Raw genomic sequence first — 22028 nt, forward strand, 5'->3', positions numbered from 1 at the left:
ATGACGATGGCTGAATTAGCAACAGCGCCGGGTGCGGGTGTCAATAAGGAAATCAAAAGAGAGCGAACCTTTGTGGTAACGATGAAGCGGCTATTAAAAAACAAATTAGCGGTCGCAGGCTTAATCATTATTATCCTTCAGATTGGAATGGCCATTTTTGCTCCGCTGATTACCTTTCATGACCCAGTGAAACAGGATATCAATGCCAGTGAGCTTCCTGTCTTTAGTGAAAATCATTGGTTAGGTACCGATAACTATGGTCGTGATGTATGGAGCCGAATTGTATACGGCGCACGCATTTCCTTAGTCGTAGGATTAATCGCTGTAACATTGGGACTTATTGGGGGAACGATCCTAGGAATGCTTGGCGGCTATTACAAAAAGCTGGATGGGATTATTATGCGAATTGTCGATTTGCTATTCTCATTCCCAGGTATTCTGCTTGCAATGTTAATTATCGCAATATTGGGAACGAGCTTGGTCAATGTGGCCATTGCGATTAGTATTTGGTCGATTCCGACTTGTGCAAGAATTGTCAGAGGTTCTGTTCTTTCTATTAAAGAGAAGGAATATGTCATGGCCATGAAATCTCTTGGAGCATCTGACCTTCGGATTATGTTTAAGCATATCCTGCCGAACGCTTTTGCACCGATTATTGTCTTTGCCACCATGAGGATGGCTACAGCGATTTTATCAACAGCATCATTAAGTTATCTTGGGCTAGGAGCCCAGCCGCCCACACCTGAATGGGGAGCGATGATTTCGCAGGGACAAGCGTTCATGTGGAGTTCGCCGCACTTAACCATCATCCCGGGTATTGCGATTATGTTAACCGTATTCGCTTTTAACGTGGTAGGGGACGGTTTACGAGATGCAATTGATCCAAATATGGATATTTAAAAAATAAGGGGGATTTACAATGAAGAAAAAGAATTGGTTGCTTGTATTTACAATCATGGCAGCACTTTTATTAGCAGCATGTTCCGGTGGCGAGTCATCTTCATCATCAGGAGATGAATCTGGCGGCGGATCAGAGGAAGTTGAATCTTTAACATATGCTTCTTTAACAGATGCAGTTGGTTTAAGCCCAATTATGACAAATGATTCAGCGTCTTCCAATGTAAATGAACATGTATATGAAACACTATTTAAAAGAGATTCAGAAACAAAAGATTTTACACCAGTATTAGCAGAGTCATATGAAAATCCAGATGAACTGACTTGGGTGATCAATTTAAAAGAAGGAATTAAATTCCACGACGGAACAGATTTTAATGCTGAAGCTGTGAAATATACATTTGATAAATTACGCGATCCGGCAACAGCTGCTCCTCGTGCAAGTTTATTAGAGCCGGTTGATACGATCACGGTTGTAGATGATTACACAGTCGAAATCAAAACGAAATATCCATATGGACCATTTTTAGCAGCTCTATCTCACTCAAATGCAGCGATTGTAAGTCCAACAGCTGATCAAAACCAAGATCTAATGAAAGAACCCGTTGGTACAGGACCATTCAAGTTTGTCAGCTGGACTCCTGGTGACCAAGTTGTATTAGAAGCTAACCCTGATTACCGTGACGGAGCACCAAAAGTAAAGCAATTCATTTTAAAAGTTGTACCTGAAGTTTCAACCGCTATTTCCATGCTGCAGGCTGGAGAAGTTCAATTTATCGACAAGCTTCCAACAGAGCAGTTAAGCCGAATTGAGAGCATGAACAATGTAAATATTGAAAAAGTAAATGGCACAGGACAATACTATTTAACTTTTAATTTCTCCAATGAAGAAAATCAAGATCCGGAATTTAGAAAAGCCGTTGCAAGTGCGATTGACCGTGATGCGATTATTCAAAAGCTGAATGGCCTAGGTGTAAGAAGTGACAGTGTCATCGGACCAGAGGTATTTGGCTATAATGAGTCTGCTGATTCTGCAGGAACTGCATTTGACCTTGAAGCAGCTAAGGAACTAGTAGAGAAAAATGGTTATGGTGATCGTCCAATTAAATTACTGGCTGCCAATAGAGGGAATTTTGTCTTAATGGCTGAAGTTGTACAGGCACAATTAGCTGAAGCTGGATTTGATGTTCAAATTGAGACAATGGAATGGGCAGCATTCTTAGATACTGCACGTGCAGGTGACTATGATCTGACATTCTTAAGCTGGTCTAATGTGACAGCTGATGGTTCAGAATTGTTATACCCTAACTTCCATAGCGATAATATTGGCTCATCTAACCGTGCGCAATATAATAACCCGGAATTTGATCAGTTAGTAGAAGCTTCAAGAACAACTACAGATCAAGATGAACGTTTAGATATTTTAAATCAGGCGAATGAATTAATGCTTCAAGACGATGCAGTTGTGATTATGTACCATGATGTGGTTACAGCGGCACTTAGCGATAACCTGGAAGGATTAATTCTTGATCCAACTGGACAATGGGACGTTTCGAAAGTTACAGGAAAGTAGGTTGCTAGTATGGGAGAGACATTACTTGAAGTCAAAAACATCGTGACTGAATTTCGCACAGCAGACGGGCAGCTGCCTGCTGTGCGTGATGTCTCCTTTTCACTGAAAAAGGGAGAAACACTTTGTATTGTTGGAGAATCAGGCTGCGGCAAAAGTATTACCTCCCTCTCGGTAATAGGTCTATTGCCGAGCAATGGAAAAATTACAAGCGGGGAAATTCTTTATGAAGGAGCACCGATTCATAATTTGCCTGCCGAAAAAATGCGCCAGATTCGCGGGAATAAAATCTCAATGATTTTCCAGGAGCCAATGACCGCTTTAAATCCAGTGCTGACGATCGGCTTCCAAATACGCGAACCGCTCATGCTTCATCACAAACTATCAAAAAGCGAAGCAACAAAACAAGGAATTGAACTTTTAAAACAAGTAGGGATTCCATATCCAGAAAAGAGAATAGACCAATATCCGCATGAATTGAGCGGAGGGATGAGGCAGCGTGTGATGATTGCCATTGCCTTATCATGTAATCCGGGTCTCCTTATTGCGGATGAACCCACGACTGCTTTGGATGTGACGATTCAGGCACAAATATTAGATCTCATTAATGACTTAAAAGACAAACTGAACATGGGGGTCATGATGATTACCCATGATATGGGTGTTGTGGCGGAAGTAGCAGACCGTGTGATGGTTATGTATGCAGGAAAGAAAGTCGAAGAGGGATTGGTTGAAGAAATTTTCAATAATCCTAAACATCCATATACGATCGGATTGCTGAATTCAGTACCAAACGTGGATGACCCTGATTTCGAATTAGAGCCGATTCCCGGCTCACTCCCGAGTTTAAATGAACAGATAACAGGATGCAGATTCCATGCCAGATGCAAATTTGCATCTGATATCTGCAGAAACAAAGAGCCGCAGGTAGTGAGTGTATCTGATACGCATAAGGTTAGCTGCTGGTTAGAGACGGAGGTGCACTAATGGCGGTCGCTGAACAGAAAAAGACAACAAATGCTAAACATGAGCCAAAGGTGCTCCTGGAGCTCGAAGGAATCAAAAAATATTATCCGATTAAGGGCGGAATTCTACAGCGGAAACAGGGTGATGTGAAAGCTGTAGAAAATGTCTCTCTAAAGCTGTTTGAAGGTGAAAGTTTAGGTGTAGTAGGTGAATCCGGCTGCGGCAAATCAACATTAGGAAAAGCCGTATTAGGCTTAGAAGAGCTGACAGAAGGTAAAATTGTTTTCCAGGACACTGAAATCCAGGATTTAAAAAGAAAAGAAAAGTTAAAGTTTGTAAAAGAAATGCAGATGATCTTTCAGGATCCTTTTGCTTCATTAAATCCTCGGCAGCGGATTGGGCACGCACTTGAAGAAGTATTTACGATGCACACTGACATGTCTGCAAAGGAAAAACGCAAAGCGGTTATTGATTTGCTTGTAGAGGTGGGCTTAAAGGAAGAGCACTTCTACAAATATCCGCATGAATTCAGCGGCGGACAGCGCCAGCGTATTGGAATCGCACGAGCAATTGCTCTGAACCCATCCTTTGTCATTTGCGATGAAGCTGTTTCAGCACTGGATGTATCTGTGCAGGCCCAAGTATTAAAGCTGCTTAAAACCTTACAGGAAAAATATCAGCTTTCGTATTTATTCATCTCCCATGACTTAGGGGTCGTTCGCTATTTTTGCGATCGGGTACTGGTGATGTATTTAGGAAATACAGTTGAATTAGGCACTGTAGCTGATCTATTCAATAAGCCTTTGCATCCTTATACACAAGCATTGCTATCGGCTATTCCAAGGCCATCCGTTAATGCCAAGCGCAAGCGGGTCCGTTTGCAGGGCGACTTGCCAAACCCTGCAAATCCGCCAAGCGGCTGCCCATTTCATACAAGATGTCCCATTGCAGCAGAAAAATGCTCATCCGAAAAACCAGCATGGGTTGAATACGAACCGAACCACTTCGCTGCGTGTCATTTTGCGGGGCAGCCTATACAGTAAGCAAAGTGGGTTAGGGGGACAGGTTCCTTGACCCAGAACTTGGGACGGAGGCAGTGGGTTAGGGGGACAGGTTCTTTAACCCAAAACAGTGGGATAGAGGGGACAGGTTCTTTAACCCAAAACATTCGGACGAAGGGTCAAGGTCTTTAACCCGCCACATTCCAGATGTTTTTTGCCTGGGTCCGTCAATAACAATTACACCCCTCTGCTGTCTAGCAGGGGGTGTCTTTACTCTAGCTCGTCTAGTAGTACATAGTACATCATTTGCAAGTTTGTATTTTAAAAAATCAATCGAGGAGGAACCAACATGGATTATTTACATCACCCCTTTGCTTCAAAGCGCCATACGGTGTTTGCTAAAAAAGGTATGGTTGCGACATCACAGCCTCTTGCTGCACAAGCAGGTTTAGAAATTCTGCAAAAGGGAGGAAATGCGATTGATGCAGCGATTGCAGCAGCAGCTGCGTTAACAGTAGTAGAACCAACATCTAATGGAATCGGCGGAGATGCCTTTGCTCTTGTATGGGTAAAAGACAAGCTGCATGGCTTAAATGCATCCGGTCCGGCTCCCGATTCGATCTCTGTTGAGGCAGTAAAAGAACTGGGGCATGATAAAATGCCTGTACACGGGGTTGTCCCAGTTACGGTACCGGGAGTTCCGGCGGCATGGGCAGAACTGTCAAAGAAATTTGGCCGTCTGCCATTAGGCGAAAGTCTGGAACCAGCTATTCGCTATGCGGAAGAAGGATATCCTCTTACACCAATTTTAGGGAAGTATTGGAAGCTAGCATATAATCGATTTAAAGAAAAATTTACAACACAGGAATTTGAAGAATGGTTTAACACATTTGCACCTGATGGAAAAGCCCCAGAGATCGGGGAAGTCTGGAAATCTCCAGGCCACGCTTCTACTTTGAGATCAATCGGTGAAACGGATGCCCGTTCTTTTTATGAAGGGGAACTGGCAGATAAAATAGAAGCCTTCATGAAAAAACATGGCGGATTTTTATCGAAAAATGATCTGAGCAAGTTTCAGCCAGAATGGGTTACACCTATTTCAACGAATTATAAAGGCTATGATGTGTGGGAAATCCCGCCGAATGGTCAGGGAATGGTAGCTCTAATGGCTTTAAATGTATTTAAAAAGTTATCGCCTCCAGCTTGGCAAAATGCAGAAACACTGCATCAGCAGATCGAAGCAATGAAACTGGCATTTACGGATGGCCAGGCGTTTATCACGGAACCGGATGAAATGCCAATCTCCGCTGAAGAATTATTATCCGATACATATGCAGAGAAGAGAAGTAAAGTGATCTCAGATACTGCGGCAGATCCAAAACCATATGAGCTTCCAAAGGGCGGCACGGTTTATTTAGCGGCAGCAGATGAAGAAGGGAATATGATTTCATATATCCAAAGTAACTATATGGGCTTTGGTTCAGGCATTGTCATTCCAGGTACGGGAATTGCCCTGCAAAATCGCGGTCATGATTTTAGCTTAGACGAGACCCATCCGAATGTGCTAAAGCCTGGCAAGAGAACCTATCATACCATCATTCCTGGGTTCTTAACAAAAGATGGGCAGGCAGTTGGTCCGTTTGGTGTAATGGGCGGATACATGCAGCCCCAAGGACATTTTCAGGTTGTCACGAACACAGTCGACTACTTGCTAAATCCGCAGGCAGCTTTGGATATGCCAAGGTGGCAGTGGATGAAGGGAAAATCTGTCCATGTGGAACCGGAATTCCCGAACTACTTAGTGCAGGCCCTTTCCCGAAAAGGACATGAAGTGCATGTAACACCAGACGGAGGCAGCTTTGGGCGAGGCCAAATCATCTGGAGAGATCCGAAAACAGGAGTGCTTCAGGGTGGAACAGAATCACGTACTGATGGAGCAATAGCGGCTTGGTAAATGCACTAGCAAAAGAGCAGCCGCTAGAATCACCATCTCCCGCTCCACGCCCATATTGGAGAAGAAACTGGGATATCATGGCTGCCTTTTTCCGTGTTGGAATATTGGGATTTGGCGGTGGCCCATCGTCGATCCCCTTAGTCCATCAAGAAACGGTTAAAAAATATCAGTGGATGAATGAAGAGGAATTTGCGGATGCGCTTGCGATTGCCAATACGATGCCAGGTCCCATTGCGACAAAGATGGCCGGTTACATTGGCTACCGTGTAACTGGCATCGTGGGCTGTCTGGCAGCCCTGCTTGCAACCGTCGGACCAACAGCCATTGCTATTATTTTTTTGCTGCAGCTGCTGCAGGAATTTAAAGATATTCCGTGGGTTCAGTTTATGTCACTATCTGTTGTTCCAGTGGTAGGAGTTATGCTGGCTGTTATGACCTGGGATTTCGCGAAAAAGTCTGGGGAATCATTGGGATGGGTTAAAGGGTTAATCCTTATTTTTCTTGCTCTTCTGCTGATGGAAGTGCTAAATTTGCATCCGGCCATTCTTATTTTAATGCTTATTGTTTATGTCTTCCTTCCAAAAAGGAGGTCATAGAATGAACTATTGGGAAATTTTCCTTGCTTTTTTCATTCCCGGAATATTAGGCTACGGCGGAGGTCCGGCATCTATTCCATTGATCGAAAATGAAGTGGTTGAGAAATACGGCTGGATGACTACACAGGAATTTAGTGAGGTATTAGCCGTCGGAAACTCCTTGCCAGGTCCGATTGCGACAAAAATGGCTGCCTATATTGGGTATACAGAAGGCGGCATTCTAGGCAGTTTAATCGGCTTATTTGCAACCATTGCCCCTTCCATCATCCTGATGCTGGTTTTAATGGCCATTCTATTGAAATACAAAGACACACCACAAGTGAAAAGCATCTCTGTTATAGTACGACCGGTTATCGCCGTTCTTTTAGGCGTGATGACCTTTGATTTTGTGAAAGATTCGGTGATCGGTTTAGGCGCACTTTATACCGTCATTCTTATTGCTGGAAGCTACTTCCTTTTAGAGAAATTAAAAGTTCACCCTGCCTTAGTTATCCTGTTATCTCTTGTCGTTGGAGCTGGAATGGGCATTTATCAATTTGGGGTTCATTGACTGAGTGGGTCAGGGGGACAGGTTCCTTGACCCATTCCTTTATGGAAATATTGTGAACACGCACGCAGTGGATTGATAGAAAATGCTGTGAAAGGTATACTATTTTTAAAGGTGGTGTGAACATGGATCAGGAAACAATGTTAAAGGAAATTTTAAATGCCTTAAATTTACATTCTCGTAAAATGGATGAGAAATTTGAAAGAGTGGATGCCCGATTTGAGCAAGTAGATGCTCGGTTCGAGCAAGTAGATACTCGATTTAAGCAAGTTGATGCCAGATTCGAACAAATGGAAGTACGGTTTAACCAAGTAGATACCCGCTTCGATCGCATTGAAGAACGACTAGACCGAGTGGAGAAAAAAATGGGCGGCTTTCGCGCAGAAATGTCTGAAATGCAGGAAACCGTTGACTTTATCTCCGCAAAGACAGTTCAACATGAAAAAAAGCTCCGTGAATTCAATCGTCAGTAATTTTACCATCAGATCAGAAGTTACTGTCATTCTACGACAAAAATACTTCAAGTAAAAAACCTCATTATTATAGATTGATTGTTTAGAATCCCTCTCATATAGCTATACTAATAGAAAAGGCTGTAGAGGAGCTGTACATATGATCTACCAATTAAAAATCCTATTAAAACAAACCAAACCGCCGCGTTGGAGAAGAGTGCTTGTAAAGAAAGATATGACATTTGCGGACCTTCATGAAGTTATTCAAATTGCTTTTAATTGGGAAGGTTTATTTTTGCATGGATTTGAGCCTAAAAAGGTCAATGGAAAAGATCTAAGCAGTTTACCCATTTTAATACGACCGCAAGAATATGACGGTGAGGTTTTCAAGCGGAAAAACAATGAATATAATGACAATGAAGAACTCCTCTCAAAGTGGCTTGTTTGTGAAAATGATAAATTGACGTATGTTTATGACTATGGCAATTATTTTCAGCATGATATTATCTTGGAGAAAATAGTGCCGTATAATAGCGATTTACATTATCCCTACTGTGTAAAAGCAACTTTGGGAAACCTTCCAGAAGTGGAAGAGGATTGGGGTTTTACAGATCCTGAACAATTAAAAGATGATATTAATTCTTATTATAAGGACTTCTCCCTTACGCAAACTTAAATGACTTCAAGAAAATTAGAACGCATTTAATGGATAGCTTTCCCTTCTTCTCCCATAATCTTCACGAATTCGACAAAATTCTTCTAATTCTTTTTCCGTTTTAGCAGGAATATGTTGGGGTAAAATAGAAATGTAATACATAGTCTTTTTTAAAGGGAAAATGTTCTTCAAAAAGAAGAAGTTTTCTCATAAGACGAGGCTGTTTGGGAAAGCTATTATGGTGTTTTTTACGGGGATCCCCCAGAACCCAGCAGTCATTATTGCCCATTGAAAAGGAGGAGTTCACATATGAATTACAACATTCGTGGTGAAAACATTGAGGTAACTCCAGCAATTCGAGAGTATGTTGAGAAGAAAATTGCTAAATTGGAAAGGTATTTTACTGAAACTCCTAACGCAAATGTAAATGTCAATTTAAAAACGTATAATGATAAATCATCAAAGGTAGAAGTAACCATTCCAATGCAAAATCTTGTGCTCCGTGCCGAGGAAGTACATGTGGACATGTATGCAGCCATTGATTTAATCACAGATAAGCTTGAACGCCAAATCCGTAAACATAAAACAAAAGTAAACCGTAAATTCCGTGAAAAAGGCAACATCAACGCACTATTTGCTGCAACGGATGACGGCGGTGCACCAGCCATTGAAGAGGACGATACAGAAGAATTAGAAGTTGTCCGCCAAAAGAGCTTCGACTTGAAGCCAATGGACAGCGAAGAAGCCATCCTGCAAATGAACATGCTTGGCCATAGCTTCTACGTCTTCACGAACGCAGAAACTAATCTAACAAACGTAGTATACAAACGAAAAGATGGCCGTTACGGTTTAATCGAAGCTCAATAAAATATGGGGAAAAGAGGGCCGACGTGGAGTTGGCCTCTTTTTTTGTTCCTGTTACAAAAAAGAATCTTAAACGTATCAGCTGAAAAGGACAAATGATCGAAAACTGGGGAAGATTGATTTAGAACATTGATGAATAGACTGAAAAGCTTTTTAGAATGATCGAAAAAATTGGGAAATATTGATAAGTTTCGGGGAATGATCGATTCCCATGGAGGAAGGAATAAATAATAAGACGGAACCTGAGTGAAATAGGCGGTTTGATAGGAAAAAGCAGAATTTTGATAGGAAAAAGCAAAAATTTGATAGGAAAGGAGAAGTTGGACCGGGGAAATCATAGATTGGATAGGAAACTAAACAGAATTAATGAGTAAATTCCTATTTCAGGTTAAAAACCAACCAAGTCTAATAAGAAAAATCCATAATCTGATAGTAAAACTGCCTAGTTTGATAAAAAAATCCCTCATCCTGATAAGCGTCCAACCAGTTTGATAAAAAATCTACTATACTGATGGGAAAACCAAAAATCGATCAGGAAACCATATTAGTTTGCCATATAAATCCCCAATCTAATAGCAAAAAAGAGCCCGGCACCCGCCGGACTCTTTCCTCATTAAATCGTAAATTTCTCTAATTCTGACGTCAATACGTTTGTCATTTCCTGCAGTTCAGCGACTTTTTCGCTTACTTGCTGGAAGGCGTGAAGCTGTTCTTCCGTGGAGGCGGAGATTTCTTCGGTTCCTGCAGCAGTTTCTTCTGTGACGGCGGATATGTTTTCAATGGCTGAGTTTACTTGCTGGCTCATGGCATTGGTTTGTTCCATATCTTCGTTTAAGCGCTGCAGCTGGGTGTTGATGCCGGACACGTGAGCAGAAATTGCTTCAAAAGATTGTTCTGTTTCGGACATGGATTGGGATTGTTGTGTTGAAAGTCCGTGTCCATGTTCGGTTGCATCGTAGATCACGGTAATTCCGTTTTGAATATTGCTGACCATGGAAGTGATCAGGCTTGTGGCTTTCGCCGTTTCATCTGCTAGTTTTCGAACTTCATCTGCTACAACAGCAAAGCCTTTTCCTGCCTCACCGGCACGAGCTGCTTCAATGGCTGCGTTCAATGCGAGCAGGTTCGTTTGTTCAGCAATGGCATTAACCGTTTTGGCTGCACCATCTATCTCAGTTGTAAATCTTGAAAACTCACTAACTGATTCTTTGATTTCTCTGGAAGAGGCAGAGATTTTATCTGCGATCTCAACTTGTTTCTGAAGTGAGCTGCGTCCGGATTGAACCGCTGTTAATGCTTCTTTGCTGCTTTCAGCAGACTGTTCACTCGTCTGTTTGACCATTTCGAATTGGTCGGTCATGGAGCTCATAAGTGATGCGGTTGCTTGAATATCCTCGGAAATGGTTGCACTTCCTTTCGCGAGTTCATCAGTAGAGACCGCAACTTGTTTGCTGCCTTCGTTTAAACTTTGCATATAGCTTGTTACATCTTCGGTAAAGCTGCCGACATTTTTCCCAACCGAATCAATGGATTGCACGGTTCCTTTTAAGCTGCTGACCATACTTGAAAAAGCTTCTGTCAGCTGGTGCAATTCATTGTGGCTGTTCTCTTTATAAGTAAGGCTTGAAGCATCGATCGTTAAGTCTCCCGCAGCAACCATTTTCGCTGATTTTACAAGGCGATGAATTGGTCTGGTGATATTACGCGCTGCTACCCACGAGTAAATCGATGTAAGGATAATTAAAAGTACTGCACCAATCAATGCAGTTGTTGCAATCATGGAAACCTTCTGTGTTGTTTCAGCAGTCATTTGTTTGTACCACTCATTTGTTTCCTTTTTTAGAAGGTACATATCGTTCAAAATACCTGAAATTCGGATCGACTGCTTTTTAATTTCGGCGCCATTATTGGCAGCAAAGCCGGCATCTGCCGCTTCATCTAATGCAATAAATTTTGTTTCGATTTTTGCGATAATCTCCTGATGGCTCTTTACATTTGCCATGGATGATAGTTCGGCTAAGTTTGCACCGGTTTCCTCCAGCATAGAGAGGGATTCATTTTTATTCCCCTCGCTGCTTAAAAATGTGTAGTTGTTTAATGACTGGCTTGTGACCACTAAGCTTTGCTCCAGCTCTTTTACAGAGAGAAGCAGGGCAGTATCGTCTTCAGCTGCCGTCTGGATATCGACTGTTTGGTAAATGATAAAACCGATCATAGCGATCGAAAGGATAATCGGAATTAATATATTGATTAATAGGCGGTTTAGTAATGTCATTGGCTGTTCTCCTTTTCGGAAGTGACGGTGATTTTACCTGAGACGATCTCTTCCTGCGCCTTCTCAATGGCAACCTGTTGTTCCGCCGTTAAAGTGATGTTGCGGATTGGTGCCAATCCCACGCCCTCTTCTGATAAGCCAAATAAGTAGCTTTTCTCAGAGATGCTGCCTTCTTCCTGCAATGTCTGAGCAATCTGGAAAACTGCTGTATTCACATTTTTCAGCATGGAAGTCACAACTGCTTTCTCAGCGATGAAAAATTGATCAGAGTCCACACCAGCTGCAAAAACTCCTGCTTCCTCCGCTTTTTTTATCATGCCAAAGCCTGAGAAGCCAGCCGCATGGTAAAGAAAATCAACATCATTTTTAATAAAATCGGCAGCGATGGCAGAGCCTGCCTCGGCATCATCAAATGAACCGACATATTCGGTAACAATCTCAATTTCTGGATTATAATGCTTTGCACCGTCAATATAGCCCATTTCAAAATGGTGAATGAGCGGGGTATCGACTCCGCCGACAAACCCGATTTTCCCTGTTTTGCTGGCCATTGCTGCTACCATTCCTACTAAAAAGCTGCCTTCTTGCTCTTTAAATGTTAAGGAAATGATATTTTCAAGCTCAGACTGTTCGTCAATTAGTAAAAACTGCTGCTCTGGATATTGTTTTGCAACACTCTCCAATGCATCCTTTACGGAAAATCCAAGTCCGATGATTAAATCGTATTTTTCTTTTACAAGTTCTGTAATCTTTTCTTCGTAATTTCCATCGGCAGCTTCTTTATAGTCAAAAAGAACACCAAGTTCATCACGCGCTTGTTCCAGCCCTTGAAAAGCGGAGTCATTAAAAGATTCATCTCCCAGACCAGCATCGGATAGCATGATTCCAATCTTATATTCTTTTTCAGCTTGCTCTGTTGACTGTCCTGAACAGCCTGCAAGGAATATTGCTATTATCATGATTGCAATAGTAATTTTTTTCAAGTTCATCCTCCTGATGTGTAATGAGACGTAGACGTTTTACTTAGATGATATCGGCAGAATGACTGGGTTGTTTAATAGATTTCCTGACTTCGAGTAACATTTTTTGCTGGGGGTGGAGATAGATTTTGGAAGTTAGGGGGAGGGGATTTAGTATGCAGAATGGTTGGAAAATTCGGGATGGGAAATTGACTTCGTTAGGGTGTGGATTCTGGCATAGGATAGCGAGAGTCGTAAAATTTTTTGAAGTGATTGAATAAACCAAGGGATTGACCGGGAAATTGAGCAAATCATTTTGTGGAATGATTGAATAGTCAATGGTAAGGTCGGTAAATGGCTACAGATAACTATTGTTTTTTGATACTAGTGTATAGTTGTGTATTTCACACTTTATCGCGACTCTTATTACCAAATCTGGATTATAGAGGTGTGTTTCGCACTTTATCGCGACTCTTATTACCAAAAGCTGGATTATAGAGGTGTGTTTCGCACTTTATCGGGAATCTATTTACCAAAAGCTGGATTACAGAGGTATGTTTCTCGCATTATCGGGACTCCGATTACCAAAAGCTGAGTCAAGTCCTTATTATTGTGTAAATTCCTTTTCACAATGTTACCACCTATTAATAGCTGTTAGTTGATTTTGCTTAGGAGAAGGGGGTACCCCCTTCTCCTAAGCAAAATTTCGCTCCGCGGTAAGGTATACTTTCTTATTTAATTCTAAATTTTCATTCTCCATTAACAATGCACCAATTAATCGAAATGCAGACTGATTATTAGGAAAGATACGGATCACACTCACTCGTTTTCTAATTTCTTGGTTGAGCCTTTCCAATGAGTTATTGCTTAAAATGTGTATTTGATACTTTTCTGGTTCATTTAGAAATTGGATCGTGTCTTCGTAACCTTCTTCGAGAATTTCGATTGCCTTTCTTACTTTCTTATTTTCTGCATATAGTTCAATAAATTTGTCCCTATATTTTCTTGACTCTTCAACTGATACTACTTGGTATATTTTTCTTAGATCAGAAATGATTTGTCGTGATCCTGTTTTTGGAAGTGTGTTAACAATATTTCGTTTGAAATGAACAGTGCACCTTTGCCATGCCGTACCTATAAATACTCTTTCTATTGCTTTCTTTAATCCAGCATGTGCATCTGAAATCACTAATTTTGGTGATTGTAACCCTCGAGATTTTAAATCTTGAAAGAACTCTTGCCATGCTTGAAAGCTCTCGACGTGATCTATTTTAAAGCCAAGTACTTTACGCTTTTTGTCCTCACCCATACCAGTAATTAAATAAGCTGCTTTTGAAATGACCTTGTTATTCTCTCGAACTTTTATATAGGTGGCATCAGCGTAGAGATACGGATAATATTCGACATTAAGTGGGCGATTAGCCCAGGCTTTTACTACAGGATCCAGTTTCTCTGTTAGGGAGGAAACAAAAGATTTTGATACACTCTGGCCACATAATTGTTTTACGATATTCTTTACTTTTCTAGTGGAAACTCCATTGATGACCATTTCTAACATAGATAATATAAGTGTCTGATCAACACGCGAAAATTTCTCAAAGATAGAAGGCGAAAATTCACCTCCTCTTGTTCGGGGAACTTTTATTCTTAACTTTCCGATACTCATGATGAGTTCACGTTCATAATATCCATTTCGATAATCACGACGATCTAAAGAACGTTCATAGGCAGCTGCATTTAAATAGTCATCTCGTTCTTTTTCCATGTATTCGTTCAAGACTAATACTAAGGTAGATTTCACAATAAGCTCAAGATTAGAATTCATAATCGATTCTTTTAAAACGTCCATATCTAGGTTAAACTGTAACTGAGTCATTTTTATCCCTCTTTCCAATGTTTTCTTGGTCGTTAACATTGTGGACAAATAGGAATAAAATGACTCTTTCTTTTTACACAATTATATGGACTTAATCAAAAGCTGGATTATAGAGGTATGTTTCGCGCTTTATCGGGACTCCGATTACCAAAAGCTGGATTATAGAGGTGTATTTCTCGCATTATCGGGACTCTGTTTACCGAAATCTGGATTATAGAGGTGTGTTTCGCACTTTATCGGGACTTCAATTACCAAAATCTGGATTAAAGAGGTGTGTTTCTCGCTTTACCACCTCATTGTTTCCCATATACTAGAGTATAGAGGTATGTTTTTCACCTTACCACGCTGGATTATAAAAGTGTATTACCACTCTAACCACTCCCAAAAATCTAAATCTCACCCCACCCCCCTCACTCAAAAATCCACCCCACCCCAAATAAAAGAGAGCCTGCATTCCGCAGGCTCTCCCAAACTATTAATCATTCAACACTTTATACTTTTCTTTCAGCCTTTCCGGTGCCATTTTAATCATTTGCTGCAGGAGAAAGGTGGTTAAGACGATGTCGTCGGTTACGCCGAAGATCGTCAGGAAATCGGGAATGATGTCGAAGGGCAGAAGGATATAGGCAACTACTCCAGCGACGGGCAGTACTTTCTTTGCCATGGAAACTTCCCGTGATAGAAAGTACTCTTTTAAGAAAGGGATAAACTTCCAAAATTTAAAGATGAATTTTACTCGTTTCATCCACCTCATAAGTATCCCCCTTTAGATGTATTTAAGAAATAGTTCTTTTTAATTTATCCGGACTGGCGAATTGTAAACCTCTGATCAGTCGTTTTTAATGACGATATTATCGGTATCAGCACTTTTTAGGCCTTCATGGAAGATGAGTCTTGTCCGAAATTTGAATTGCGGGTTAACAGAGGTTTCGGGCAATTCTTCCGGCAGCTGGTAGCTGAAGGTGATCGATTGGGTTTGTTTAGGTTTAATAATTTTTGAAGTCAGAATGGTTGAGCTGCCAATGACTTCATCTATTTCTCGTTTTTCACAATGCATAATCAGGTCGCATTCAATTCGTTTGAGCGGCTGCGAGATAAAGCCGCCGGCGATGTTAAATTGTCCTTCGATGTTTTCTCCAACTGTGAATTCATATTTGGGTAAAACTAAGTCAATTTTGGCCGATCCGATACCAAGCATGCACATGTATTTTTGTAGCATCAAAGTGTACTCTCTCTCCTGAAATATTATTTTGAATTGCTGTAGCGTTCATCAATTTTCTTTTCAATTTTATCAAGCTCTACTTGATTTTTTAACAGTTCTTCTTTGTTTTTCTTTGTTAGTTCCTCAAGTGAAAATCTAATTTTCTTTTTCATCGTTTCTCCACCTCATTGTAAAGTTCTAGTTTGTTGTTGTCCACTATCCATTAGCAAATTTTGTTGTCAATTTTGTGTAAAGAACATGCAGCTTGCAACAAGTAAAAGACCTTTGCCATAGACGGCAAAGGTCATAAATAAAGACCTCTACCATCTGGTAAAGGTCTGGCTAACAATTTTTGAAATTGCCAACAGAACCGAGAGCGTATGCTCTGAAATGACGACTCTGCTGTAAAAGCTACTCCCCTTTAGGAGAACAACTATTAAATTTATACTTTTATTTTATTAGATTTACGCGAAATTGTCAAATATTTAGCGGTATGAAAAAGGGTTTCCAGAACAATTTAAAGGTAAAAGACGGTGGAAGTGGTGACATATGAAAATACAGCTGCAATTGTTTTTGGCTTTTTTAAAAGTGGGGCTATTAGGGTATGGCGGCGGGCCGTCCTCGATTCCTCTTGTGCACGTGGAGGCAGTTGAACGCTATAAGTGGATGGACCGTGATGAGTTTGCAGATGTGTTAGCGCTTGGGAATGCTCTGCCCGGACCGATTGCTACGAAAATGGCTGGGTATATCGGTTATCGCATGGGCGGCTGGCTCGGAATGCTAAATGCTGTTGCAGCTACAACTGTACCAACGATTATTCTCATGATTGTTGTTCTTACCGTGTTAAACGCTTACAAAAACAACCCAATGGTCGCTGGAATGTCGCAGGCCGTGGTTCCGATCGTTGCTGTCATGCTCGGAAGTTTGACATGGGATTTTATAAAGAGTGCGGGAAAATCGGCATTAGGATGGAGGGGAACCATTCTGCTGCTTGCATTAGGGATCGTTTGCATGCAGCTGTTGCATATACATCCGGCCATTCTGATTGGAGTGCTCATCGCGGCCGCATTTTTAAAAAAGGAAGGTGAAGGAAGATGAGTATTTATATACAGCTGTTTCTCGCTTTTTTCATTCCTGGGATTTTAGGCTATGGCGGGGGACCAGCCTCCATTCCATTGATTGAAAAGGAAGTGGTCGACCGCTATCAGTGGCTGACAGTTAGTGAGTTCAGTGAGATGCTGGCTCTTGGCAATACACTTCCTGGTCCAATCGCAACGAAGATGGCCGGTTATATCGGATATGAGCAGGCTGGGATATTAGGCGCCTTGATCACGGTCTTTGCCACAGTTGCACCATCGCTGATCCTCATGCTGACTCTGCTGAGTTTATTGATGAAACATAAGGAGTCTCCGAAAGTGCGGCGCCTGACCATCTATATTCGGCCAGTTATTGCCGTTCTTTTAGGTGTGATGACACTTGAGTTTTTCTATTCCTCGTGGGAGGGGGCGGGTCTATGGCAAACTCTTCTGATTGGCGGTGCAGCCTTTCTTTTATTAGAAGTACTGAAGGTACATCCAGCTTATGTTATTGGCATTGGTCTTATTTATGGCTTGTTCTTTTTAGCAGCTTAAGGCAGGTGGAGAGTTTCTTTAACCCTTATATACTTGTCCATCGCTGCTTTGATCGGGTTCTTCAAGACTAGTATCATTTTTCTCCTCATCTTCTTGAGTAAGTCTCCTTATATTAATATGACGAAACACCCGAATGATAGGGCGGACGATCATGGCCAAACTGCCGATGAGGTATGCTGAGTTAGGGTAAACAGAAGGTACATTTAGCAAGTTTAAGATACTTCCGGTGATAAAAAAACAGCCGATTACGGTATCCGCAATCCATTGAATGATATAGGTGTATTGAGCAAACTGAATTTTAAATCTTCCCTGGTCGATTTCTATATCAATTCCGCCTTCATACTCTTTTCGTTTAACATTTTTAAGCATGTATTCACCTGAATTCCTTTATATTGTTTTTTGCGATTTTGAATCCTCATTTATCCTATCTATATCACCTCCACATGGTTTAAAACGCATTCAGCTGCAAAAGAGACTATTTATTCATACAATGTCCAAAGGTGTAACCGTGAACATTTCTTCAGCCTTCTTGCATAAGTTGTCACTGCCTAGTGTAAGTGGTAATATTAATAGGGAAAGAAATCGTATTTATAGTAAAATGTTCATTGGCGGAGCTATTTTTTTATCTGCCGTGGTCTTATTGCCTATTACAGGCAGATTTACTCAGCTTATACGCTTCATCCTCGCATTCTTAAAATGATTGACATAAGAGAAGGATAATTGTATTCGCTCACTTCACAGCAGACAAGCTGCGGAGGTTTATTTCGATCTTACTTTTCTATTAAAGGAGCGTTTTTAATGCTTGGAATTTTAAATAAAGTGTTTGACCAAAACAAACGTGAAATAAAACGTCTTGAAAAAACGGCTGATCAGGTAGAAGCACTGGCAGCAAGTATGGAAAAGCTTTCTGATGAGGAATTAAAGGCAAAAACTGAAGAATTTAAAGGCCGCTATCAAAAAGGGGAAACCCTAGATGATTTATTAATAGAAGCTTTTGCTGTTGTCCGTGAGGCAGCAAAACGCGTGCTGGGCCTATATCCATATAAGGTACAGCTTATGGGGGGCGCGTCCCTTCATGATGGCAATATTTCTGAGATGAAAACAGGGGAAGGTAAAACACTTACTTCTACATTGCCTGTTTATTTAAATGCGCTTGCCGGCAAAGGTGTCCACGTGGTGACAGTCAATGAATATTTGGCAAGCCGTGATGCGACTGAGATGGGACAGCTTTATGAATTCCTGGGGCTCTCGGTTGGATTAAACTTAAATGGCATTACAAAGGAAGAAAAACAGGCTGCTTATTTAGCAGATATTACGTACAGCACGAACAATGAGCTTGGCTTCGATTACTTGCGTGATAACATGGTGCTTTATAAAGAGCAGAAGGTACAGCGTCCGCTTTTTTATGCTGTTATTGACGAAGTCGACTCCATTTTAATTGACGAAGCGCGTACACCGCTTATTATTTCTGGTTCTGCGCAAAAATCTACTCAGCTGTATATCCAGGCAAATGCGTTTGTCAGCAGATTGAAGGCAGAGGAAGACTACACGTATGACGAAAAAACAAAAGGTGTTCAGCTGACAGAAGAAGGGATGACAAAGGCGGAAAAAGCGTTTGGAATCGATAACTTATTCGATATCTCTCATGTTTCACTGAACCATCATATTACACAGGCGTTAAAAGCTCATTCCAGCATGCATATTGATGTGGATTATGTTGTGCAGGAAGGCGAAATTGTCATTGTTGACCAATTCACTGGCCGTCTAATGAAAGGGCGCCGCTACAGTGACGGGCTTCACCAGGCAATTGAAGCGAAGGAAGGATTGGAAATTCAGAATGAGAGCATGACACTTGCGACCATCACTTTCCAAAACTACTTCCGTATGTACGAAAAGCTTGCCGGTATGACTGGTACGGCGAAAACAGAGGAAGAAGAATTCCGCAATATTTATAATATGAACGTAGTCGTCATTCCAACAAACCGTCCGATCGCTCGTGATGACCGTGCCGATTTAATTTATGCATCAATGGAAGGCAAGTATCGTGCGGTGGGTGAAGATATTGCCGAACGCCATAAAAATGGACAGCCTGTGCTTGTTGGTACGGTTGCGATAGAAACATCTGAAATCATTTCTAGATACTTATCGAAAAAAGGCATTCCGCATAATGTCCTGAATGCGAAAAACCATGGAAGAGAAGCAGAAATCATTGCTGATGCCGGAAAGCAAGGCGCGGTCACAATTGCGACGAACATGGCGGGCCGTGGTACCGACATCAAGCTTGGTGAAGGCGTAAAAGAACTTGGCGGACTTGCGGTACTTGGAACAGAGCGCCACGAAAGCAGACGGATTGACAACCAGCTCCGCGGACGTTCAGGACGTCAGGGAGATCCGGGGGTCACACAATTCTATTTATCAATGGAAGATGAGTTAATGCGCCGCTTTGGTTCTGACAATATGAAGTCAATGATGGCTCGTCTTGGCATGGATGATACACAGCCGATTCAGAGTAAAATGGTGTCAAGAGCAGTAGAATCAGCGCAAAAACGAGTAGAAGGTAATAACTTTGATGCTCGTAAACAGCTTCTTTCTTATGATGATGTGCTTCGCCAGCAGCGTGAAATCCTCTATACACAAAGAAACGAAGTGCTTGAGGCTGAGAGCTTAAGAGAAATCATTGAGAGAATGATGTCGACGTCCATTCAGCGCAATGTTGAAGCTTTTACTCCTGCTCATGAAGAAGAGGAAAAGTGGAACCTGCAAGGTTTAATCGACTATGTGAATGGAAATCTTTTAAATGAAGGAGATTTAACAATTGCTGAGCTGCAGGGCAAGGACAGCGAAGAAATTGTAAAACTTCTTCTAGATAAAGTAAAAGTGAAATATGACGAAAAAGAAGTTCATCTTGCCGATCAAATGCGCGAATTCGAAAAGGTTATCGTGCTGAGAACCGTTGATACAAAATGGATGGACCATATCGATGCGATGGACCAGCTTCGCCAGGGAATTCACCTTCGTGCTTATGGACAAATCGATCCGCTTCGTGAGTATCAGCAAGAAGGCTTTGCGATGTTTGAGCATATGATTACATCGATTGAGGATGAAGTTTCAAGATTAGTCATGAAAGCTGAAATCCGCAATAACCTGGAGCGTCAGGAAGTAGCGAAAGGCCAAGCAGTCAATCCGAAAGAGGATGGTGGCGAAAAGCTGAAGAAAAAACCAGTTGTGAAGCAGATGGATGTGGGCCGTAATGACCCATGTATCTGCGGAAGCGGCAAAAAATATAAAAACTGCTGCGGTGCAGGAAAATAAAGAATTCAGAAGCCGGCATAACCTTTGCCGGCTTATCGTTTTGAAATCACCGTGTACCATTTTGTTTCTGGTAGGATATAATGTATGATGGAAAAAAATAATGAGGTGACGTAAATGGAATTAGCAGATATTCGGAATGAACTTGAAAAAACAGCTAAGATTTTAGCGGACTTTAGGGGGTCTCTTTGACTTAGAAAACAAAGAGGCACGTATTGCAGAACTGGATGATGTTATGCTTCAGCCTAATTTCTGGGATGACCAGCAGCAGGCGCAAACAGTCATCAGTGAATCCAATGCATTAAAAGATGCAGTCAATGAATTCCACGATTTAAATGAGACATATGAAAATCTTGAATTAACATATGAGCTTGTTCGTGAAGAAAGCGATGAAGAGCTGCAGGCAGAACTTGAAAGCGAAATGAAGGATTTAATGAAGCGTTTAAGCGACTTTGAATTGCAGCTGCTTTTAAGCGAAGAATATGATAAAAACAATGCCATCCTTGAACTTCACCCAGGGGCAGGCGGAACCGAATCACAAGACTGGGGCTCCATGCTTCTTCGTATGTATACACGCTGGGCAGAGAAAAAAGGCTTCAAGGTGGAAACGCTCGATTACCTGCCTGGAGATGAAGCGGGCATCAAGAGCGTAACTCTTGCGATTAAAGGCCACAACGCTTACGGCTACTTGAAAGCAGAAAAAGGTGTACACCGTCTTGTCCGTATTTCACCATTCGATTCATCTGGACGCCGCCATACATCTTTCGTATCATGCGAAGTTATGCCGGAATTCAATGATGAAATTGAAATCGATATCCGCACAGAGGATTTAAAAGTTGATACGTATCGTGCGAGCGGTGCCGGCGGGCAGCATATCAATACAACTGACTCAGCCGTTCGGATTACGCATACGCCAACAGGCGTGGTTGTTACATGCCAAACGGAACGCTCGCAAATCAAAAACCGTGAACGTGCAATGAAAATGCTCCAAGCTAAGCTATATCAGCGTAAAATTGAGGAGCAGGAGCAAGAGCTTGCCGAAATCCGCGGCGAGCAAAAAGAAATCGGCTGGGGCAGCCAAATCCGCTCATACGTCTTCCACCCATATTCCATGGTAAAGGACCACCGTACGAGCACAGAATCAGGAAATGTCCAAGGCGTCATGGACGGAGACCTCGACAGCTTTATCAATGCTTACCTGCGTTCGCGCTTGAGCTAAGAAATATGAAAAAAGACCTTTGCTTATGGAACAGCAGAGGTCTTTTTTGATGAGTT

21 protein-coding genes are annotated in these 22028 nt (G+C 41.7%); 14 read left to right on the top strand and 7 right to left on the bottom strand.

The window, feature by feature from the left end:
• From A6754_RS03630 to hpf, 10 genes are all read left to right on the top strand, one after another.
• Positions 1 to 900: an ABC transporter permease gene (locus A6754_RS03630; RefSeq protein WP_066442556.1), complete on the top strand. Its 900-nt coding sequence runs from the start codon at positions 1 to 3 to the stop codon at positions 898 to 900.
• Between the two features lie 19 nt (positions 901 to 919).
• Positions 920 to 2470 (top strand): glutathione ABC transporter substrate-binding protein, encoded by a 1551-nt coding sequence (locus tag A6754_RS03635; RefSeq protein WP_066442557.1) that lies wholly within the window; start codon positions 920 to 922, stop codon positions 2468 to 2470.
• A gap of 9 nt (positions 2471 to 2479) precedes the next feature.
• A complete protein-coding gene (locus A6754_RS03640) occupies positions 2480 to 3454 on the top strand; it encodes an ABC transporter ATP-binding protein (protein ID WP_066442558.1) in 975 nt (324 codons plus the stop codon).
• Complete coding sequence (locus A6754_RS03645) at positions 3454 to 4476, top strand: ABC transporter ATP-binding protein (RefSeq protein ID WP_066442559.1); 1023 nt, start codon at positions 3454 to 3456, stop codon at positions 4474 to 4476. The genes A6754_RS03640 and A6754_RS03645 overlap by 1 nt, the downstream gene beginning before the upstream one ends.
• Before the next feature lie 307 nt (positions 4477 to 4783).
• A complete protein-coding gene (locus A6754_RS03650; RefSeq protein ID WP_066442560.1) occupies positions 4784 to 6388 on the top strand; it encodes a gamma-glutamyltransferase family protein in 1605 nt (534 codons plus the stop codon).
• A gap of 77 nt (positions 6389 to 6465) precedes the next feature.
• Positions 6466 to 6984: a chromate transporter gene (locus tag A6754_RS03655; RefSeq protein WP_066451336.1), complete on the top strand. Its 519-nt coding sequence runs from the start codon at positions 6466 to 6468 to the stop codon at positions 6982 to 6984.
• 1 nt (position 6985) lies between these two features.
• On the top strand, positions 6986 to 7534 hold the full coding sequence (locus tag A6754_RS03660; protein WP_066442561.1) for a chromate transporter: 549 nt from the start codon (positions 6986 to 6988) through the stop codon (positions 7532 to 7534).
• A 122-nt stretch (positions 7535 to 7656) separates the two neighbouring features.
• A complete protein-coding gene (locus A6754_RS03665; RefSeq protein WP_066442562.1) occupies positions 7657 to 8004 on the top strand; it encodes a hypothetical protein in 348 nt (115 codons plus the stop codon).
• Between the two features lie 139 nt (positions 8005 to 8143).
• On the top strand, positions 8144 to 8659 hold the full coding sequence (locus tag A6754_RS03670; protein WP_066442563.1) for a plasmid pRiA4b ORF-3 family protein: 516 nt from the start codon (positions 8144 to 8146) through the stop codon (positions 8657 to 8659).
• A 288-nt stretch (positions 8660 to 8947) separates the two neighbouring features.
• The gene (gene hpf / locus A6754_RS03675) at positions 8948 to 9505 is read left to right on the top strand and encodes a ribosome hibernation-promoting factor, HPF/YfiA family (protein WP_066442564.1); all 558 of its coding nucleotides are present in this window, start codon (positions 8948 to 8950) and stop codon (positions 9503 to 9505) included.
• Between the two features lie 610 nt (positions 9506 to 10115).
• Here the strand turns inward: hpf and A6754_RS03680 are convergent.
• The 6 genes from A6754_RS03680 to A6754_RS22660 form a co-directional block, all read right to left on the bottom strand.
• Complete coding sequence (locus A6754_RS03680; protein WP_066442565.1) at positions 10116 to 11777, bottom strand: methyl-accepting chemotaxis protein; 1662 nt, start codon at positions 11775 to 11777, stop codon at positions 10116 to 10118.
• Positions 11774 to 12766, bottom strand: coding sequence for a BMP family lipoprotein (locus tag A6754_RS03685; protein WP_417323562.1), 993 nt, complete (start codon positions 12764 to 12766; stop codon positions 11774 to 11776). The genes A6754_RS03680 and A6754_RS03685 overlap by 4 nt, the downstream gene beginning before the upstream one ends.
• A gap of 664 nt (positions 12767 to 13430) precedes the next feature.
• On the bottom strand, positions 13431 to 14612 hold the full coding sequence (locus A6754_RS03690; protein WP_066442567.1) for an IS256 family transposase: 1182 nt from the start codon (positions 14610 to 14612) through the stop codon (positions 13431 to 13433).
• 475 nt (positions 14613 to 15087) lie between these two features.
• On the bottom strand, positions 15088 to 15366 hold the full coding sequence (locus A6754_RS03695) for a YkvA family protein (RefSeq protein WP_066442568.1): 279 nt from the start codon (positions 15364 to 15366) through the stop codon (positions 15088 to 15090).
• 75 nt (positions 15367 to 15441) lie between these two features.
• Positions 15442 to 15831, bottom strand: a complete 390-nt coding sequence (locus A6754_RS03700) for a sporulation protein (RefSeq protein ID WP_257299071.1) — start codon at positions 15829 to 15831, stop codon at positions 15442 to 15444.
• A 26-nt stretch (positions 15832 to 15857) separates the two neighbouring features.
• A complete protein-coding gene (locus A6754_RS22660; protein WP_156495685.1) occupies positions 15858 to 15986 on the bottom strand; it encodes an FbpB family small basic protein in 129 nt (42 codons plus the stop codon).
• Between the two features lie 376 nt (positions 15987 to 16362).
• Here A6754_RS22660 and A6754_RS03705 point away from each other — a divergent pair, with 376 nt between their 5' ends.
• Together A6754_RS03705 and A6754_RS03710 are read left to right on the top strand one after the other, a co-directional pair.
• On the top strand, positions 16363 to 16911 hold the full coding sequence (locus tag A6754_RS03705) for a chromate transporter (RefSeq protein ID WP_066442570.1): 549 nt from the start codon (positions 16363 to 16365) through the stop codon (positions 16909 to 16911).
• A complete protein-coding gene (locus tag A6754_RS03710; protein ID WP_066442571.1) occupies positions 16908 to 17444 on the top strand; it encodes a chromate transporter in 537 nt (178 codons plus the stop codon). The genes A6754_RS03705 and A6754_RS03710 overlap by 4 nt, the downstream gene beginning before the upstream one ends.
• Positions 17445 to 17462: 18 nt before the next feature.
• Here A6754_RS03710 and A6754_RS03715 read toward each other — a convergent pair whose 3' ends face one another.
• Positions 17463 to 17813 carry a YrhK family protein gene (locus A6754_RS03715; RefSeq protein WP_066442572.1) on the bottom strand — a complete coding sequence of 117 codons (351 nt, stop codon included), beginning with the start codon at positions 17811 to 17813 and terminating at the stop codon, positions 17463 to 17465.
• Positions 17814 to 18242: 429 nt separating this feature from the next.
• Here A6754_RS03715 and secA point away from each other — a divergent pair, with 429 nt between their 5' ends.
• Together secA and prfB are read left to right on the top strand one after the other, a co-directional pair.
• Positions 18243 to 20756, top strand: a complete 2514-nt coding sequence (gene secA / locus A6754_RS03720; RefSeq protein ID WP_066442573.1) for a preprotein translocase subunit SecA — start codon at positions 18243 to 18245, stop codon at positions 20754 to 20756.
• A 114-nt stretch (positions 20757 to 20870) separates the two neighbouring features.
• Positions 20871 to 21972, top strand: a protein-coding gene (gene prfB, locus A6754_RS03725; RefSeq protein ID WP_151573998.1) for a peptide chain release factor 2 whose coding sequence is annotated in 2 segments (ribosomal slippage) — positions 20871 to 20942 and positions 20944 to 21972 — 1101 coding nt in all. Because the reading frame shifts where the segments join, the coding sequence is not laid out codon by codon here.
• The last annotated feature ends 56 nt before the right edge of the window (positions 21973 to 22028 follow it).

The organism is Cytobacillus gottheilii (assembly GCF_001636345.1).
GTDB classification, from domain to species: domain Bacteria; phylum Bacillota; class Bacilli; order Bacillales; family Cytobacillaceae; genus Cytobacillus; species Cytobacillus gottheilii.